At 30.8% G+C, this 16973-nt stretch carries 17 protein-coding genes; 8 read left to right on the forward strand and 9 right to left on the reverse strand.

The features are described 5' to 3' along the window. The first annotated feature begins 66 nt into the window (after positions 1-66). The 4 genes from VBY68_RS13390 (at position 67) to VBY68_RS13405 (ending at position 3590) form a co-directional block, all read left to right on the forward strand. A complete protein-coding gene (locus tag VBY68_RS13390; RefSeq protein ID WP_415270011.1) occupies positions 67-537 on the forward strand; it encodes a hypothetical protein in 471 nt (156 codons plus the stop codon). 102 nt (positions 538-639) lie between these two features. Next, complete coding sequence (locus VBY68_RS13395; protein ID WP_415270012.1) at positions 640-1557, forward strand: hypothetical protein; 918 nt, start codon at positions 640-642, stop codon at positions 1555-1557. 134 nt (positions 1558-1691) lie between these two features. Beyond that, positions 1692-2447 carry an SDR family NAD(P)-dependent oxidoreductase gene (locus VBY68_RS13400; protein ID WP_121146494.1) on the forward strand — a complete coding sequence of 252 codons (756 nt, stop codon included), beginning with the start codon at positions 1692-1694 and terminating at the stop codon, positions 2445-2447. Positions 2448-2450: 3 nt separating this feature from the next. Then, positions 2451-3590 carry an ATP-binding protein gene (locus tag VBY68_RS13405; protein ID WP_415270013.1) on the forward strand — a complete coding sequence of 380 codons (1140 nt, stop codon included), beginning with the start codon at positions 2451-2453 and terminating at the stop codon, positions 3588-3590. A 4-nt stretch (positions 3591-3594) separates the two neighbouring features. Here VBY68_RS13405 and VBY68_RS13410 read toward each other — a convergent pair whose 3' ends face one another. The 5 genes from VBY68_RS13410 to VBY68_RS13430 form a co-directional block, all read right to left on the reverse strand. Then, complete coding sequence (locus tag VBY68_RS13410; RefSeq protein WP_124587922.1) at positions 3595-3984, reverse strand: hypothetical protein; 390 nt, start codon at positions 3982-3984, stop codon at positions 3595-3597. 103 nt (positions 3985-4087) lie between these two features. Next, on the reverse strand, positions 4088-4819 hold the full coding sequence (locus tag VBY68_RS13415) for a sulfite exporter TauE/SafE family protein (RefSeq protein ID WP_099214959.1): 732 nt from the start codon (positions 4817-4819) through the stop codon (positions 4088-4090). 6 nt (positions 4820-4825) lie between these two features. Continuing rightward, the gene (locus VBY68_RS13420; protein ID WP_415270014.1) at positions 4826-5587 is read right to left on the reverse strand and encodes a cyclase family protein; all 762 of its coding nucleotides are present in this window, start codon (positions 5585-5587) and stop codon (positions 4826-4828) included. Between the two features lie 69 nt (positions 5588-5656). After that, positions 5657-7978: a GH92 family glycosyl hydrolase gene (locus VBY68_RS13425; RefSeq protein WP_415270015.1), complete on the reverse strand. Its 2322-nt coding sequence runs from the start codon at positions 7976-7978 to the stop codon at positions 5657-5659. 185 nt (positions 7979-8163) lie between these two features. Continuing rightward, positions 8164-8697 carry a hypothetical protein gene (locus VBY68_RS13430; RefSeq protein WP_415270016.1) on the reverse strand — a complete coding sequence of 178 codons (534 nt, stop codon included), beginning with the start codon at positions 8695-8697 and terminating at the stop codon, positions 8164-8166. Positions 8698-9042: 345 nt separating this feature from the next. On the opposite strand from VBY68_RS13430, the gene VBY68_RS13435 reads away from it, so the two are divergent. Beyond that, positions 9043-9426 (forward strand): ankyrin repeat domain-containing protein, encoded by a 384-nt coding sequence (locus VBY68_RS13435; protein ID WP_099214956.1) that lies wholly within the window; start codon positions 9043-9045, stop codon positions 9424-9426. Positions 9427-9505: 79 nt separating this feature from the next. Here the strand turns inward: VBY68_RS13435 and amaB are convergent, their stop codons facing one another. Continuing rightward, positions 9506-11047, reverse strand: a complete 1542-nt coding sequence (gene amaB, locus VBY68_RS13440; protein ID WP_028891598.1) for an L-piperidine-6-carboxylate dehydrogenase — start codon at positions 11045-11047, stop codon at positions 9506-9508. A 113-nt stretch (positions 11048-11160) separates the two neighbouring features. Here amaB and VBY68_RS13445 point away from each other — a divergent pair, with 113 nt between their 5' ends. Next, entirely contained in the window at positions 11161-12213 is a 1053-nt protein-coding gene (locus VBY68_RS13445; protein WP_099214955.1) for an isoaspartyl peptidase/L-asparaginase family protein, read from the forward strand. On the opposite strand, the gene VBY68_RS13450 is transcribed toward VBY68_RS13445, so the two are convergent. The 3 genes from VBY68_RS13450 to VBY68_RS13460 are packed head-to-tail and all read right to left on the reverse strand — an operon-like array spanning position 12210 to position 14544. Further along, positions 12210-13592, reverse strand: a complete 1383-nt coding sequence (locus tag VBY68_RS13450; protein WP_415270017.1) for an outer membrane beta-barrel protein — start codon at positions 13590-13592, stop codon at positions 12210-12212. The two genes, VBY68_RS13445 and VBY68_RS13450, sit on opposite strands and share 4 nt — an antisense overlap. Positions 13593-13595: 3 nt before the next feature. After that, complete coding sequence (locus VBY68_RS13455; protein ID WP_415270154.1) at positions 13596-14147, reverse strand: RNA polymerase sigma factor; 552 nt, start codon at positions 14145-14147, stop codon at positions 13596-13598. Then, complete coding sequence (locus tag VBY68_RS13460) at positions 14140-14544, reverse strand: hypothetical protein (RefSeq protein ID WP_241210150.1); 405 nt, start codon at positions 14542-14544, stop codon at positions 14140-14142. Before VBY68_RS13460 ends, VBY68_RS13455 begins: the two co-directional genes overlap by 8 nt. 108 nt (positions 14545-14652) lie before the next feature. Here VBY68_RS13460 and VBY68_RS13465 point away from each other — a divergent pair, with 108 nt between their 5' ends. Then, positions 14653-15627 (forward strand): LuxE/PaaK family acyltransferase, encoded by a 975-nt coding sequence (locus VBY68_RS13465; RefSeq protein WP_415270018.1) that lies wholly within the window; start codon positions 14653-14655, stop codon positions 15625-15627. Between the two features lie 58 nt (positions 15628-15685). After that, positions 15686-16972, forward strand: coding sequence for a D-arabinono-1,4-lactone oxidase (locus VBY68_RS13470; protein ID WP_415270019.1), 1287 nt, complete (start codon positions 15686-15688; stop codon positions 16970-16972). Position 16973: the final 1 nt, after the last annotated feature.

Consider the following 16973-nt stretch of genomic DNA (forward strand, 5'->3'; position numbering starts at 1 on the left):
TCTGATTATATTTGTGACTTGGCACACTCCTTGAATGTCTAAATTTAAACATTAAAAAACAACTCTATGAAATTAATTGGAATCTTAATTTTAGCTTTAAGCTTTACGAAATGCGCAAGTGTAAAAATGGAAAATAATCACCCTTTCAAAATAGAATCAGCAAGTTATTCTCATGTAACAGGAGGTGTAAAAGGTAGTTATAACTCTACTAACTTGATTATTAATTTTACTGCTGAAAAACCTGTTAATTTTCAAAAAGTATACTTTCAAAACAAGATAACTGAAGCTGTTGTTGAGCAACATAACGATAAACAATATATCGCTGCACGTTATAAAACCTCATCTAATGATAGAAAAGATATCATTTTACATGCGGATCCTAAAAAAGAGTTTGGAAATACCCCTAATACTCCTACAGAAGAATTTCCTTTTGAGTTAAAAGAGAATGAAGCAATGATTTCTTATATAAAAGGAGAGGAAACATGCTACGTTAAAGTAGAAAACATTGTAAAAAAAGATAAGGTTTTTATGCAATAAAAATCTTAGCATAAAATAGTTTGGAACACCTCTTTTTTGAGGTGTTTTTATTTTTGGCACGTAATTTGAAAACTTATAAGCATAACCATAAAACGAATGCTTATGAAACGTATAAAATTACTTTTAGTACTACTTATTAGTAGTGTAACACTTACGTCGTGTGTTGTAAGAAATGAAATTGTGGATGATGGTTTTTCATTAAACGAATATATTTCAAGTTATGATTTATGGTATGTGGATTATCACAGAACAACAGGTAGTGGCGAAGTTCCTTTTTTATCAAGAGCTTTTACTATTTCTTTTTTAAACGGAACTATGTATGCAAATAACAATATTGTAGACATTGGTAAAACAGGAAATGGTTTTGGAATAGCTGTAGGTAACTATGGTACATACGGAACCGTTTTAGAAACTCGTCATGATGTAGATGGTTATTTTGAATTTGATGTAGTACAACTTTCTAGTAATGAAATTAGAATTGATGATTTATCTCAGAATGTCAGTTATTATTTAGTAGGTTACCAAGTAAACACTTTTGATTATGACATGTTGTTCTACGATAATATTGAGTATTTTTTACAAGAGTTTGAAGCTTGGGAAAGAACTGAAAGATTTAATGGTGTTGAAAACCCATTTGATTATGAAAATTATTTACAGTTTACTCCTGAAAATGATGTAACATTCTACTCGTCTCACGACCCTTTTGGCACAAATGTTGATTACATTAATTGGGACTTTGAAGGGAGCTATATAGTTCGTGATGTTCAGGGTGAAGAAAATTTAAAATATTTAACACTTAATTATGATAACGGAGATACTGAAGAGTTTGATTTAACCGTTATAAATGACGAAACAATAAGGTTATACCATGTTAGTTCACAAACAACATATGTTTTTTCTGGAAGAGGATTTATACAGTATCTAAAAGGAGAAAAAACAAGTACTGCTAAACCAGCTGTAAGAAATAGTGGTAGAAAGCGTACTAAAATAGAAAGAGAAACAGTTCCGAAAAGGAAATAAAAATAAAGTTTGGTTAGTTGATTTTTGGTTGGTGTAGTAGCCAACTAAAAGGAACCGCTCCGCAAGGGGCGGTTTTTCATTTTATAATAGTAGCTTAACATAAAAAACTTTACCTTTATACAAAACAAAACACCATGCAACAAACTGCTTTAATTACAGGAGCAACCTCAGGTATTGGTAAGGCAACCGCTCAACTTTTTGCTAAGAATAACATTAACTTAATTATTTGTGGTAGACGTATAGAAAAGCTACAAAAGCTTCAACAAGAACTATCACAATTTACCAAAGTACATATACTTCAGTTTGATGTTCGTTATAATGAAGAAGTACAAAATGCTATCAATAGTTTACCTGATGAATTTAAACATATTGATATTCTTATTAACAATGCTGGTAATGCTCATGGATTAGACAGCATTCAAAATGGAAATATTGAAGATTGGGACGCTATGATTGACGGAAACGTAAAAGGTCTTTTATATGTTTCAAAAGCAATTATTCCTCAAATGGTAGAGCGTAACAACGGCTTTATTGTAAATATTGGTTCTATTGCAGGAAAAGATGTGTACCCTAATGGAAATGTATATTGTGCATCAAAGTTTGCTGTAAACGCTTTAAATAAGGGAATGCGTATTGATTTAAACCAACATAATATTCGCGTAAGCGCTATTCATCCTGGGTTGGTAGAAACTGAATTTTCTGACGTTCGTTTTAAAGGAGATTCTGAAAGAGCCAAAACTGTATATCAAGGCTACAAAGCATTGCAACCTGAAGATATTGCAGATATTATTCACTTTGTAGTTACACGTCCTTACCATGTTAATATTGAAGATTTAATCGTATATCCTACAGCACAAGCTAGTGCAACTATAGTAAACAAAAATGCTTAAGTTGTGATTAACAAACGGCTTTTGATTAAAAATTTATTGTCTCATAACGATGAGAATAGTTTCTATGATAAAAAACAAAAGTTATCCTTAGGCTCTAAAGAAGGAAAAGCTAAGTTTATAAAACATGTTTGTGCTCTTTCTAATTCTAACCCTAACAACAATTCTTATATTGTTATTGGTATTGAAGATGAAGAAAATAAAATTATTGGTGTAGATTTTTACGATGATAGTAAAATCCAAAATTTGGTAAATGCTTATCTGAATAACCCACCAAAAATAGAATACGAGAATGTTCCTTTTCCTCGTTTGCAACGTCATAAAGTAATTGGCTTAGTAACTATTTATCCTACTAAATTAATTACCTCTTTATCTAAAAATGCGTGGAAGTATCGTAGAGGTACAATTTTTTATCGTAGAGGTAGCAACTCTATGCCTACTGAGAAAAACTTTATTATTAAAAACAACAATAAAGCTATTGTTGAAGCTATTGAAAAAAATGCTAGTAACAATATCAAATTAACTCTCGATGGTGTTTTTGATTTTATAGACAAACATAAGCCAGAATACAATCCGCAATACAAGGTATTTAAAGAACAATTTGTGCTCTGTTGGGCAGGTAAAAAGAAGATTATAAATAATGAAGAATTTTTTACGCGAGTTGATATTGAATTAGTAAACGAGCAAGTTCGTTTATTTTTTTCTGCATTAGATGATGTGCAAATTAGTTACAACGAACAATCGTTTATTATTACTGAATACATTGTTTTAGGAATTGATAAGAGTGAAAAAAGTTATCCGTTAGAAAAAACGATTATCAATTTTAAAGATAACGGAAAGCATGACATTGTTACAGAATTTCTTTTTGAAGCTCCTCAATATAATAACGATATTTTACAACTCATTTACAACAATAACAATAGTATTGTTTCTAAGATTGTGAGAAAAAAGCCGCTTTCGGTTATTGAACATGAAGATGTGTATCGATTACCTACCTCCTACTTAATCTGCTATTTAAACGGATTTGAAAATGCTCCTCAACAACTAAAAAAAGCAAAAAATTATATCAAAAATCTAGAAGATAAAACCACCTACATAAAATATAAAGAGGCTATGCGAATTATACGTAAGGTGAAATATAATTAGAAATCTAATTCATCTTTTCGAATTTTTGAGAATATCCTTCATTAGAAATAAAGTTTAAAATCAAAAACTCATTATTTAATTCAAAAAAAATCGTAGCTATATTAGGGTCCTGACAACCAGTAGTTATAATATTATTTTCATAGGTTCCTGAACTTATCATTTCATCTGAGTATGGATCACATAAAGAATTATTAGTTGTTAATGTTCCATTACTTTTAAATTCAATCGTTTTATTACTTCTAACAGGTTCAAAAGTTCCACTACCATCTCCTGGATCTGCTAAAACCTCAATTAATTTCCATTTTCCTATCAATTCTGTTTTTAAACCCTCTGTATTATTACTACATGAGAACATAAGACTAACTACTAATAAAAGTAAAATTTTATTTTTCATTTTTTTTGGTTTACCTTTTAATACTTAGATGTTTATTTATATAAAAGGTTGCGTTATTTTTATAAATAACATGATTAAAATATAAAACTAACTAAGTACTTAATTACCTCAACACTAATTGTACAATTGTAACTATTCCAATTAATAGAATAAAAGACAACGATAGTTTTCTAAATTTTGACTGTGGTATATATGCTAATATTTTCTTTCCTAAAAATGACCCTACTAGCCCTATTACGAATAAAAAAGGCACATATTTTAAATCATGGTCATGAATATAACCGTTGTTGTAGTAGACAAATGTTCTTGAAAAATCGATCATAAAATCTATAAAAGCCGAAGTTGCTATAAACACACTTTTTTCTAAATTAAAAGCTGCCATAGTTAAACCTCTAATGGCTCCACCTGTGCCTAACAATCCAGCAGAAAATCCTGAAAAAGAACCTCCTACAATAGCATTTTTTCTGTTTGGAGAAATAGTAAACTTACTTTTAATTAGGAAGAATGCACTAAATGCAACTAAAAACAGTCCTAAAAATATTTCTAAATATGTACTGTTTAGATGCTTTGATAATACTCCTCCTAAAATCACAAAAACGACAGAAGGAATTCCGATGTTTATCAACAACTTCTTATCTAATCCTTTTTTAAACAAAAATATTTTACTCACATTACTCGACAAGTGAAAAATAGCTGTAAGCCCTAAAACAGAATAAAAATCGAAATAAAAATTTCCTAAAGGAACAAAGAAAACTGATGATCCAAAGCCTCCTATTGTTCCAATAACTTCAGCTACTAAAGCTAATAGTAAAAATATGAAGTTAATATCTTTCATCGTTTTTTATTCTAACATAGCAACCACTCTTGCTGGTGCAGCAGAAGCTCCTACAATTTTTAACGGAAATACCGCTACTTTAAATCCAGTTAACGGTAATACATCTAAGTTTACCAATTGTTCCATATGACAATACTCCTTGTTTTGTCCTACTAAATGCCCTTCCCAAAACAATTCAGAATTATTAGTTTCTTTTGCTTTTTGAATCATGTACGGAAGTGGTAAATCCCATCCCCAAGCATCAATTCCTATCACTTTAATTCCTTTATCAATCAACCACTCAGTTGCTTTTGCACTTACTCCAGTACCTTTTTTATGAAAGTCTTTTGTTCCGTTAAATTTATCGCGTCCAGTTTTAATTAATACAATCATATTTGGTTGTATTTCTAGCTGATTTTCTTCTAAGAATTGTTGAATATCTTCTACAGTAATCGGGTCAAAATCTACCTTATGTTTCATATCAATCACAATACCTTCTCCAAAACACCAATCTAACGGCACTTCATCTATCGTTTTTGCTTTTTCACCATTTACAGTAGGAGAATAATGCCAAGGTGCATCAATATGCGTTGTAGAGTGTACTCCCATTTTTTGAATTGTATCATCTGCCCATCCTGTAAAGTTTTTAGGAAAAAGCTTGAATGGTAATCCTAGTATTCTAATTAGCCATTTTGCTTTATGGTGTGGTTTATGTTTTATTTTAACTTTCATAAACCAAGGATCTTGTTTGTTATACTGAATAGGTTTGGATAGATCGATAATTTTCATAGTAACGTTAGTTGTTACAAACAAAGATAAAAGAAAATCCCTCGCTTTTTTGCGAGGGACTTATATTGTTTATTTGTTACTCATTTCGAAGACTATTTTACCTCCATTTGCAATATCTTGATGGCTTAACAAAAAGTTGTCTAACTTCTTACCATTAACGGTCACGCTTTTTACATACACATTTTCTTTACTTTGGTTTTTTGCCATAATTTTAAGCGTTTTTCCACTTTCTAAATGGATAGTCGCTTCTTTTACGTTTGGGCTTCCCAAAGCATAGTAAGGCGATCCTGGAGTTACTGGGTAAAAACCTAAACTACTAAAAATATACCATGCACTCATTTGCCCCGCATCGTCGTTTCCACATAGTCCTTCTACAGTATCTGCATACATTGTATCCATAATCATACGAACACGTTGTTGTGTTTTTTCTGGGTGCCCTGTCCAGTTATATAAATACGGAATATGATGACCTGGTTCATTACCATGTACATAATTACCTATAATTCCATCTCTCGTAATATCTTCATGATGTGCGATATATTTATCTTCTATATCAGTAGTAAAAAGTTCATCTAATTGTTTACTAAATTTTTCTTTACCTCCCATCATTTCAATCATATTATCAATGTTTTGAGGTACGTATAACCCATAATTCCATGCATTTCCTTCTATAAAACCTTGACCGTGGGTATCCATAGGATCAAAATTCTCTCTAAACTTTCCATTAGATAACTTAGGACGCATAAAACCTATCGTTGGATCATACACGTTTTTATAATATTCAGCTCTCGCTAAATACTCATTTTCTACATCCTTATCTCCTACTTTATTAGCTATTTGAGCAATACACCAATCATTGTAGGCATATTCTAGTGTTTTTGAAACAGATGAACCACTTTTATCTTCTGGAACATATTTGTAATCCATATAGTCTCCTATTCCATCAAAATACCTAACAGTAGCTGTATTAGTTGAAGCTTTAAGTGCATGATTTACATCAAAATTTCCTACGTTTTTTGCTAACGCATCTGCAATTACAGATGTTGCATGATAACCTATCATACACCAATTTTCATTCGCATAATGACTCCAAATAGGTAGCATTTTATGAACGCTTTGATCATGATGTGCTAACATAGATTTTATCATGTCGTTATTTCGTTGTGGTTGTGTGACATTATATAGTGGATGTAAAGCTCTATAGGTGTCCCAGAGTGAAAAAATAGTATAGTTTGTAAATCCTTCTGAAGTATAAATATTTTGATCTAACCCACGGTATTTTCCATCAACATCTTCATATAAAATGGGAGATAAATTTGTGTGATATAATGCCGTGTAGAATGTTGTTTTTTCTTTTTCTGAAATAGTTTCTACATCGATTTTATTAAGCTCTTTATTCCATTTATTTTTAGTTTCTTCTTTTGTTTTATTGAAATCCCAATGAGGAATTTCAGTATTTAAATTATTAAGTGCTCCATTAGTACTTACAGGTGATAAAGCAAATTTCACCTTAATTTTCTCTCCTTCTTCAGTATCAAAATTAAAATAGGCTCTAATATCTTTTCCTGCCATTTCAGGAAAGTTTTCATTTTGTTTAAATTTTCTATAAAAACCATCATAGGTTTCCTTATTGTATTTTTTATGTCCGTAACTTTTAAATGGTTTAGAAAATTCCATAGCAAAGAACACTTTTTTTGTTCTAGCCCAACCTTTAGTTTGCCTATAACCCGTTACCAATGAATCGTTTTCAACGCGGATAAATGTCCATACATTTTTGTTATCATGATGATATACATTGTATACTAAATCTAGAATAATGTGTACGTTGTCTGATTTTGGAAACGTATATTGATGAAAACCTACACGCTCACTTGCAGTAAGCTCAGCTTTAATATTATAACTATCTAATTTTACTTCATAAAACCCAGGTGAAGCTTTTTCTGTATCATGTGAAAAAGTAGAGTAAAAACCTTTGGTTCTTTCTTTTGTTTTTAGTGGATCTAAAACTAAATCACCAGTAGTTGGCATTACTAAAAAATCTCCAAGGTCAGCATGTCCTGTTCCACTAAAGTTTGTGTGTGCAAAACCAATAATGGTTGAGTCTTTATATTGATATCCTGCACAATATTCATATGTTTCTTTATTATACCTCCCATCTTCATCAAACATTACCTCAAAATTTGTTTGAGGACTTAATTGTACCATACCAAAAGGAACTGTTGCACCTGGAAAAACATGTCCCATTTTACTAGTTCCAATTAAAGGGTTTACATATTTTGCGTAATCTTTTAAATCCGTACTCTCTTTTATTGTTTTTTTAGAGTTTTTGCTACATCCTATACCTAATAAAAGTATAAAAAGAAGAAATAATAAGCTTGTTATTTTTTTCATATCGTTAATAAATACAATTGATAACACTAAAAAAATAAAAAAAAATCATAAATATTGATTTGAATTTCTAAATTCATAAAAAAAGAGAATTCTAAACTTATTGTTTTTTTTTGTTTTATAATAAACATACAAGAAAAAAATCCCTTATAAAATACAAGGGATTTTTATCATTCGTTTATAATCTTTTACTTTCCTCCGTCTAAATCGTCTTGCCAATTTTTTAGCTCTTGCCATTTACCTTCGTAAGCTAGTTTTGCTTGTTTAGGCCATGTATTAGGTTTATGAGCTCTATAACGATCTCCTCCACTTTTTAATACTTCTTGGCATTTTTCTACAGATGTTTCTGATAACAACTTCCAGGTATTGATATTAAAATTATGAAAAAGTTCTTCTATTTTTGGTCCAATTCCTTCTACTATTTTTAAATCATTCTCTTTTATTTTTTTACCAAAAACCTTTTTAACTTCATCTATATTAAATGATGTTTGTTCTTCAGATATAGAAGATGTTGCATTAGATTTTGCTATTTTTAAGTCATTTTCAAGTACCGATTTACTTTCTTTACAATTCCTTAAACTCGATTCTAACTTTGCTATTTTATTTTTTAAGAGTACTATTTCATCTTTCTTAATGTTTTTACTAGATAATTTACCTATTAAATAGCCTAAAAAAGTAGTAATAAGTCCTACTAATAGTGGAATTAATATACACCAATTCATAGTTTCTGTTTTAAGTTTATATTAGTTGATTATGGTTTTTTATTCTCAAGTATTTCTTGCTGTTCTTTTCCAATTGTAAGGCATTGTTTTTTACAACATAAATACCAACAAAGTACAGTTCCAGCCGCTATAGTTAGAAAAACACCGAATAAATAAGTTGATCTCTTACTCATTTTAAAAATAGTTAATTAACTGATTGTTAATTTATTAAAAATTATTCAATCTATTAAGAGATTTTTAAGAGCATATCTTAAATAATTGTTAAGTGTGTATATTTTTTGAAACGTTTTTTTTTTATAGGCGTCTTTTAGCTGTAACCTAATCTTAAAATAAAAACTTAACATCATGAAAAAATTTGTATTAACTGCTTTAGCAATCGCTTTATCTTTCGGAACTATTACTGCTGCTTCAACTTCATATGAGGCTCCTGTTAAAACTAACCTAGAATACCCTAACGTAAGCACTTTTTGTAAATTAATTAGAGCTGGAAACTTTGAAGCTGTGAAGGCTATGGTTGAAAACGGAACAGATATTAACAGAAAATCTACTGGATTAACTCCTTTAATGTTTGCTGCTAGATATAACAAAGCAGATATTGTTCAATTATTAATTGATAGTGGAGCAAAATTAAAAGTAAAATCAGAAAGAGGATATACTGCTTTAGAATATGCTAAAATGTCGAAAGCGCATGAAGCTTATACAGTTATTGCGGCGGCTTTAGAAAAATAGTATAACCAACAACTTAGATAAAAACAAAAAGTCTCATCATAATGATGAGACTTTTTTATATTTTGAAAACTTTGTTTTCTTATAAATCGAACTTAATTCCTTGTGCTAAAGGTAATTCATCAGAATAGTTTACGGTATTTGTTTGACGACGCATGTATACTTTCCAAGCATCAGATCCAGACTCACGTCCACCACCTGTTTCTTTTTCACCACCAAAAGCTCCACCAATTTCAGCACCAGAAGTACCAATATTTACGTTAGCAATACCACAATCAGACCCTGCAAATGATAAGAATTTTTCAGCTTCTTTCATTTCATTTGTCATGATTGAAGAAGATAATCCTTGCGCAACTCCGTTTTGTAATTCAATAGCATTTTCAACACCACCTGAATACTTCATTAAGTATAAAATTGGAGCAAATGTTTCATGTTGAACAATTTCAAAATGGTTTTCTGCTTCAATAATTGCTGGCTTTACATAACATCCACTTTCATAACCTTCTCCTTCTAAAACTCCTCCTTCAACTAATACGTTTCCTCCTTCAGCTTTTGCTTTTTCAATAGCAGCTAAATAAGTATTTACTGAATCTTTATCAATTAATGGTCCAACGTGATTATTTTCATCTAATGGATTTCCAATCTTAATTTGACCGTAAGCTCCAACAATCGCATCTCTTACTTTATCGTATACAGATTCGTGAATGATTAAACGACGTGTTGAAGTACAACGTTGACCACAAGTACCTACAGCTCCAAATACAGCTCCAGGAACTACTACTTTTAAGTCAGCAGTTGGAGTAATGATAATTGCATTGTTTCCTCCTAATTCTAATAAAGATTTACCGAAACGCTCAGCAACTTTAGCACCAACAATACGTCCCATTCTTGTAGAACCAGTAGCTGATACTAAAGGAATACGTGTATCTTCAGTAATGTATTCACCTACTTTATAATCTCCATTAACAATACAAGAAATTCCTTCTGGTAAATTGTTAGCTTTTAAAACCTCAGCTATAATATTTTGGCAAGCAACTGAACATAAAGGAGCTTTTTCTGAACCTTTCCATACACATACGTTACCACAAATCCAAGCTAAAGCTGTGTTCCAAGACCAAACTGCTACAGGAAAGTTAAATGCTGATATAATACCAACAACTCCTAATGGGTGCCATTGCTCTCTCATTACGTGTCCTGGTCTTTCTGAAGGAATTACTTGTCCGTTTAATTGACGAGATAAACCTACAGCAAAATCACAGATATCAATCATTTCTTGAACCTCACCTAAACCTTCTTGGTAAGATTTTCCCATTTCATAAGAAACTAATTTACCTAACGGCTCTTTTAACTCTCTTAATTTGTTTCCAAATTGACGTACAATTTCTCCACGTTGAGGTGCAGGCATTGTTCTCCAGCTTTTAAATGCTGAAGTAGCAGCATCCATCACTTTTTCGTAATCTTCTTTGGTAGAAGCTTTTACTTTTCCTATTAACTTTCCATCTACTGGTGAATATGATTCTATAATTTCACCGTTTGAAAAGTTTACTGAACCTGTTGAAGTTCCTTCATTTATCTCTTTTAATCCTAAAGTAGCTAATGCTTCTTTGATACCAAAATCTGCCATATTTTATATTGTAATTTTAGTTGTTTAAATTTAAAGCTCAAAACTACGAATAATTTTACAATTAATAAATTAAACAAACAGTGTTGTTTTTGTTTAAAAATTAACAAATAATCATGAAAAACATTTACCTACTACTTTCTTTACTGTTGTTTTTATCAGCATGTGATGCACCAAAAAAAACTTCTAATGAACAAAAAGACACTCCTATAAATGAATTTGCAATTATTATTCATGGAGGTGCTGGAACTATACTAAAAAAGAACATGACTCCAGAAAAAGAAGCTGCTTATAAAACTAAGTTGGAAGAAGCAGTTAAAACTGGATATGAGATTTTAAAAAATGGTGGTTCTAGTGGTGATGCTGTTGTAAAAACCATTCAGGTAATGGAAGAATCTCCTTTGTTTAATGCAGGAAAAGGTGCTGTGTTTACGCATGATGAAACTAATGAATTAGATGCTTCTTTTATGGATGGAAAAACACTGAACGCTGGTGCGGTAGCTGGAGTAAAAGATATAAAAAGCCCTATTGAAGCTGCTAGAATAGTAATGACGAACTCAGATCATGTTATGTTGTCTGGTTCTGGTGCTTCTCAATTTGCTAAAGAACAAGGGTTAGAAATTGTAGATCCGAGTTATTTTTATACCGAAAATCGCTTTAAATCTTTACAACGAATTAAAGACAAAGAAAAAACAGCATTAGATCATGATGATAAAGAAGCTTCTTTTTATGATGCTGATATTAAAAATAGTAAGTTTGGTACTGTAGGTTGTGTGGCCTTAGATAAAAATGGAAATATTACTGCGGGAACTTCTACAGGAGGAATGACTAACAAACGTTGGGGACGTATTGGAGATTCTCCTATTATTGGTTCGGGTACCTATGCAAATAATAAAACTTGTGGTGTTTCTTCAACTGGTTGGGGTGAATACTTTATACGCTCTCAAGTAGCTTATGATATTTCTGCTCAAATGGAATATCAACAAAAATCATTAAAAGAAGCTACTAAAGATGTTATTCAAAACAAATTAACCAAACTTGGTGGAACAGGTGGTGTTGTTGCACTTGATAAAAATGGTAATATGTCTTTTGAATTTAATACTGCTGGAATGTACAGAGCTTCAATGAATGATAAAGGTGATTTAATCATTAAGATTTACAACGATTAAAACTGATAATTTAAACCTGTATAAACACCTATGAAATATGGCTGAAACCCATTTGAATCATTTTTAAATGTATTTAACTGGGTTTTTAGCATTGGGTTAATATTTAAAGACCATTTTTTACTAAACTTATAACTAAGATCTATCCCTAAATTTCCACTAAAATTAATATTATTTAAATTATTAGCTTCTCCTGAAGTTGAAAAGACTTTAGTTTTTAAATCTACATCATTCTTGTTTAAAAACAAGGAACTAAAACCAACAACTAATTGTGTTTTTAACTTTTTTCCTTCCAATACGCTATATTTAACTTCAACTGGAACCTCAATATAACCATAACTTTGATTCAACTCGCCATCAAGACTTCCTGAACTAATGGATACTGAATTTGTACTAAAATTTGTTTGAGAGGTATCATTTAACGCATAACTTTCTCCTGAACTGAATGCTACATTTGCGCTACTTGATTTTACAGGGTTTACAGCTACATTGTTATTTGAATATCCCATTTCTTGTAAATGTATACCCGACTGAAGCGTCCATTTTTTACTTAATTGATACGCTACTTGGATTCCATACGAATAACTTGTATTTCCTTTTGTTGATTTTGACAAACTAGCATCTATAGGAGAAGATTCAGAGAATGAATTAGAATTTAATACAGCTACAGTTGGAGATACAGTCCATGGTTTCTTTTTTTCTTCTTCCTCTTTTTCCTCTTCTTCACCATTTACTACTGCTAAAAAGTCTTTTTTAGGTTTTATAACCTTATAAACTGTATCCTTTTCTTTTTTCAAAAAGATGTTTTCTTTCTTTTTAAGAACTGGCAAGCTATTTTCAAGCTTGCCAGTAAGTTGCACTTCTTTCACAACATCATTATTATCCAGCAAAGCCCCTTCAACTACTCTACTTGACGTGTTGTTGCTATCCTTTCCATGCAACTCTTTTTTGCTAACCTTCACAACATGATTAGCGGTTAAAACTTCATTTTCATGAAGCTTTTCTTTTAATATTTTTTTCTTTTTCGTTTCTTCTTTTACAATAGGTATTTCTTTTATATTTTCTTTTGTTGGTCCTATTAATAAGTTCTCTTTTAACTCTTCTTTTTTACTTTTATTTTTTTCGGGTGCAAACTTAGGTTTTTCAACAATAATAGCATCTATATCTTCTATATTTTCTTCATCCTTAACATAAGGATAAAACAAAAGACCTAAAACAAGCACAGCAGCAACTCCTCTTGAAAACCACCAAATAGGAAAAACTCTATGTTTTTTCTTTTTTTGTAGTTTTTCTTCAATAGCATTCCATACTCTTTCATTTGGAGTTACCTCCAAATCTTTAAACTTTTCTTGAAACAGTCTGTCGATGTTTTTTTCTTCCATCAGTTATGCTTTTTCCTCTTTTGCTTGATATAGTTCCATTTCTTTTTTCAATATCTGTCTTGCTCGTGATAAGTTTGATTTTGATGTTCCTACAGAAATATTTAATAACTCTGCTATTTCTTTATGTGAATAATTATCTAATACATACAAATTGAAAACCAAACGATATCTATCTGGTAAACTTTGAATCAACTCTAATAAAACATCAATATTCACATTTTCGGTTTCAAGCTCCACTTCTTCTACTATTTCCTCATCAGGTGCTTCTGAAACTAACTGCAAAGGTGACTTTTCTCTATACTTTTGTAATGCTGTATTTATGGTTATTCTCTTCATCCAACCTTCAAAAGAACCTTTATGTTGATATTGAGGCATCTTTTTAAAAATAGTTAAGAAACTATCTTGTAAAGTATCTTCTGCATCTTGATAATTACGAGAGTACTTCAAACAAAGCGCAAAAAGTTTACCAGAAAACAACTGGTAAACTTGAGCTTGCGCTGTGATATTTTGATGACAGCATCCTTGTATGAGTTTTTCTAAATTGATGTTACAAATTTACTGGAATTACCACTTCTTCGTATACATCTTCTCCTTCAGTATTTTTACCTTTCCAAAACTTAAAAACATAGTCTTCTTCTTGAGTTGCCTCAACAGGAAAAGCATATTCTTCTTGTCTTTCTTCTTCAGTACAAGCAACATCAAGAGCTACTATTGCCGTACCAGCTACAATTCTCGTTGTATCTACTTTTTGGTAATACAACCCATTAAAAGAATAACAGCTATTGGGCAATGTATACTTTATCTTAATTGTATCAACTTCTCCGAATGTAAAACTTTCAGGGGTTGTGGCACTATCAACCTTTAAAAACTCATACCTAAAATTAGGGCTGTCATCATCTAAACAAGAATAAAACGTAAATACACTTAAAAAAAGGATTAAAATTTTTTTCATGACATATATAATTGGGGGTTATTATTATTTTAATTTTCCATGGTTTATATACTAGATGAAAAAAAGTTTAAAAGGTTGCGTCGAATACTCTTACTTTTGTAAAAGTTTATGAAAAACACCATTTTTAACATACAGTCTACAGAAGATTTCAATAAAACTGCATTGCAAGTTTTTAAACATCAGTTTAAAAATAATAGAGTATATCGTTCTTTTTGTGATTTGATATACGTTCATCCATCCGATATACATACTATTGAACAAATTCCGTTCTTACCTATTCAGTTTTTTAAAACTAGAGAAGTGCTTTCATCAACCAATGAAATTCAAGAAACTTTTACAAGCTCTGGAACTACGGGAAGTACAACCAGTAAGCATTTAGTAACTGATTTATCTTGGTATGAAACCAGTTACTTAAAAGGTTTTAAGCACTTTTACGGAAATATAGAAGATTATGTGGTACTAGCCTTGTTACCTAATTATTTAGAACGTAAAGGGTCTTCTTTAATTTATATGGTAGATGATTTAATTAAGCGTTCTAACCATTCTGAAAGCGGTTTTTATCTTAATAACCTTGACGAACTTGCTAAAAAACTCATACAATTAGATAAACAAAACAAGAAAGTATTATTAATTGGTGTTTCTTTTGCTTTATTAGATTTAATTGAGCAGTATGAATTCAATCTATCCAATACCATTATTATGGAAACTGGTGGAATGAAAGGAAGAAGAAAAGAACTTATTCGTAACGAATTGCATACTATTTTAAGTGATGGTTTTGGTGTAGATACAATTCATTCTGAATATGGAATGACTGAGCTTTTGAGTCAAGGATATTCAAAAGGTAATGGTATTTTTAACTGTCCTCCTTGGATGCAAATATTAACTCGTGATACAGAAGATGCCTTAACTATTTTACCTAAAGGAAGATCTGGTGGAATTAATGTGATTGATTTAGCTAACTATAACTCTTGTTCTTTTATCGCTACACAAGATTTAGGTAAAGTATACCAAGACAACAGTTTTGAAATTATCGGTCGTTTTGATAACTCTGATATTCGTGGTTGTAATTTAATGGTTTTGTAATCCTTTTTTATTTTTTGCTATCTTACCTTGCTATTAACCTCTATTAGTTCAAGGTATTATGAAAAACTGGGCAGAAAATGTACAGTGGAATCCATCTGCAGTTGCATTTCCTCATTCGGAAAATGAAATACAACAACTTGTTTTAAAAGCAATCCGGTTTAACCAAAAAATTCGAGTTATTGGTTCTGGACATTCTTTTACTTCTTTATGTAGTACTGATGAAATATTGGTGACTCTCGATAATTTTCAAGGACTCATTTCAATTAATAAAGAAAAAAATCAAGCTACTATAAAAGCAGGAACGAAACTTTCTTTATTAGGAGAACTTCTTTTTAAAGAAGGATTAGCCATGGAAAATATGGGCGATATCAACGTTCAATCAATTGCAGGTGCCATAAGTACTGGAACACATGGAACGGGTATTGGACTTAAATCTATTAGTAACCAAGTTATTGGGTTGAAATTTGTGAATGGGAAAGGAGAAATTATTGAGTGCTCCACCACAAAAAATATAGAACTATTTAAAGCTGCTCAAGTATCTTTAGGATGCTTAGGAGTCATTACAGAAGTTACTTTACAGTGTGTACCAACTTACAAACTAAAACTTCAAAACAAAAAAGAGAAATTAAGTGATGTTTTAGCAACTTTAAATGAACGAAATTCTCAAAATAGAAATTTTGAGTTTTATTGGATTCCTTATACAAATACTGCCTGGACCAAAACTTCAAACATTGTAGAAGATTCTGAGCCTGATAAAGTAAACTTTTTCAATTATTGGACCGAATATGTACTCGAAAACTATGTTTTTAAACTCATGTGTGAGTATGCTAAAGTTTTTCCTTCACAAAACAAAACAGTAGCTAACATCACTGCAGCAAGTATTGGTAATGTAAAAAAAGTATATCACAGTCATAAAGTATATGCAACACAACGAATGGTAAAATTTCATGAAATGGAATACAATATTCCTGCAGAAACTTATCAAGAGGTATTTAAAGATGTACAAAAAATTGTCAATTCAAAGAAATTTAATATTCATTTTCCTATTGAAAATCGCTGGGTTAAAGGTGATGATGTATACATGAGTCCTGCTTACAATAGAGACTCTGCTTATATCGCATGCCATGTATATAATAAAAAAGATAGCAGTGTTTATTTTGCTGCTTTAGAAGAAGTATTTAAAGCCTATGACGGAAGACCTCATTGGGGTAAAATGAACACATTTACCACTGATGATATCGCAAGAATATATCCTAAATTCACAGATTTTATGACTTTCAGAAAAGAACATGATCCAGAAAACATATTTGTGAACCCGTATATTCAAAAACTGTTAGGTATTTAAT

The organism is Tenacibaculum ascidiaceicola (assembly GCF_047470925.1).
Lineage (GTDB): Bacteria > Bacteroidota > Bacteroidia > Flavobacteriales > Flavobacteriaceae > Polaribacter > Polaribacter discolor.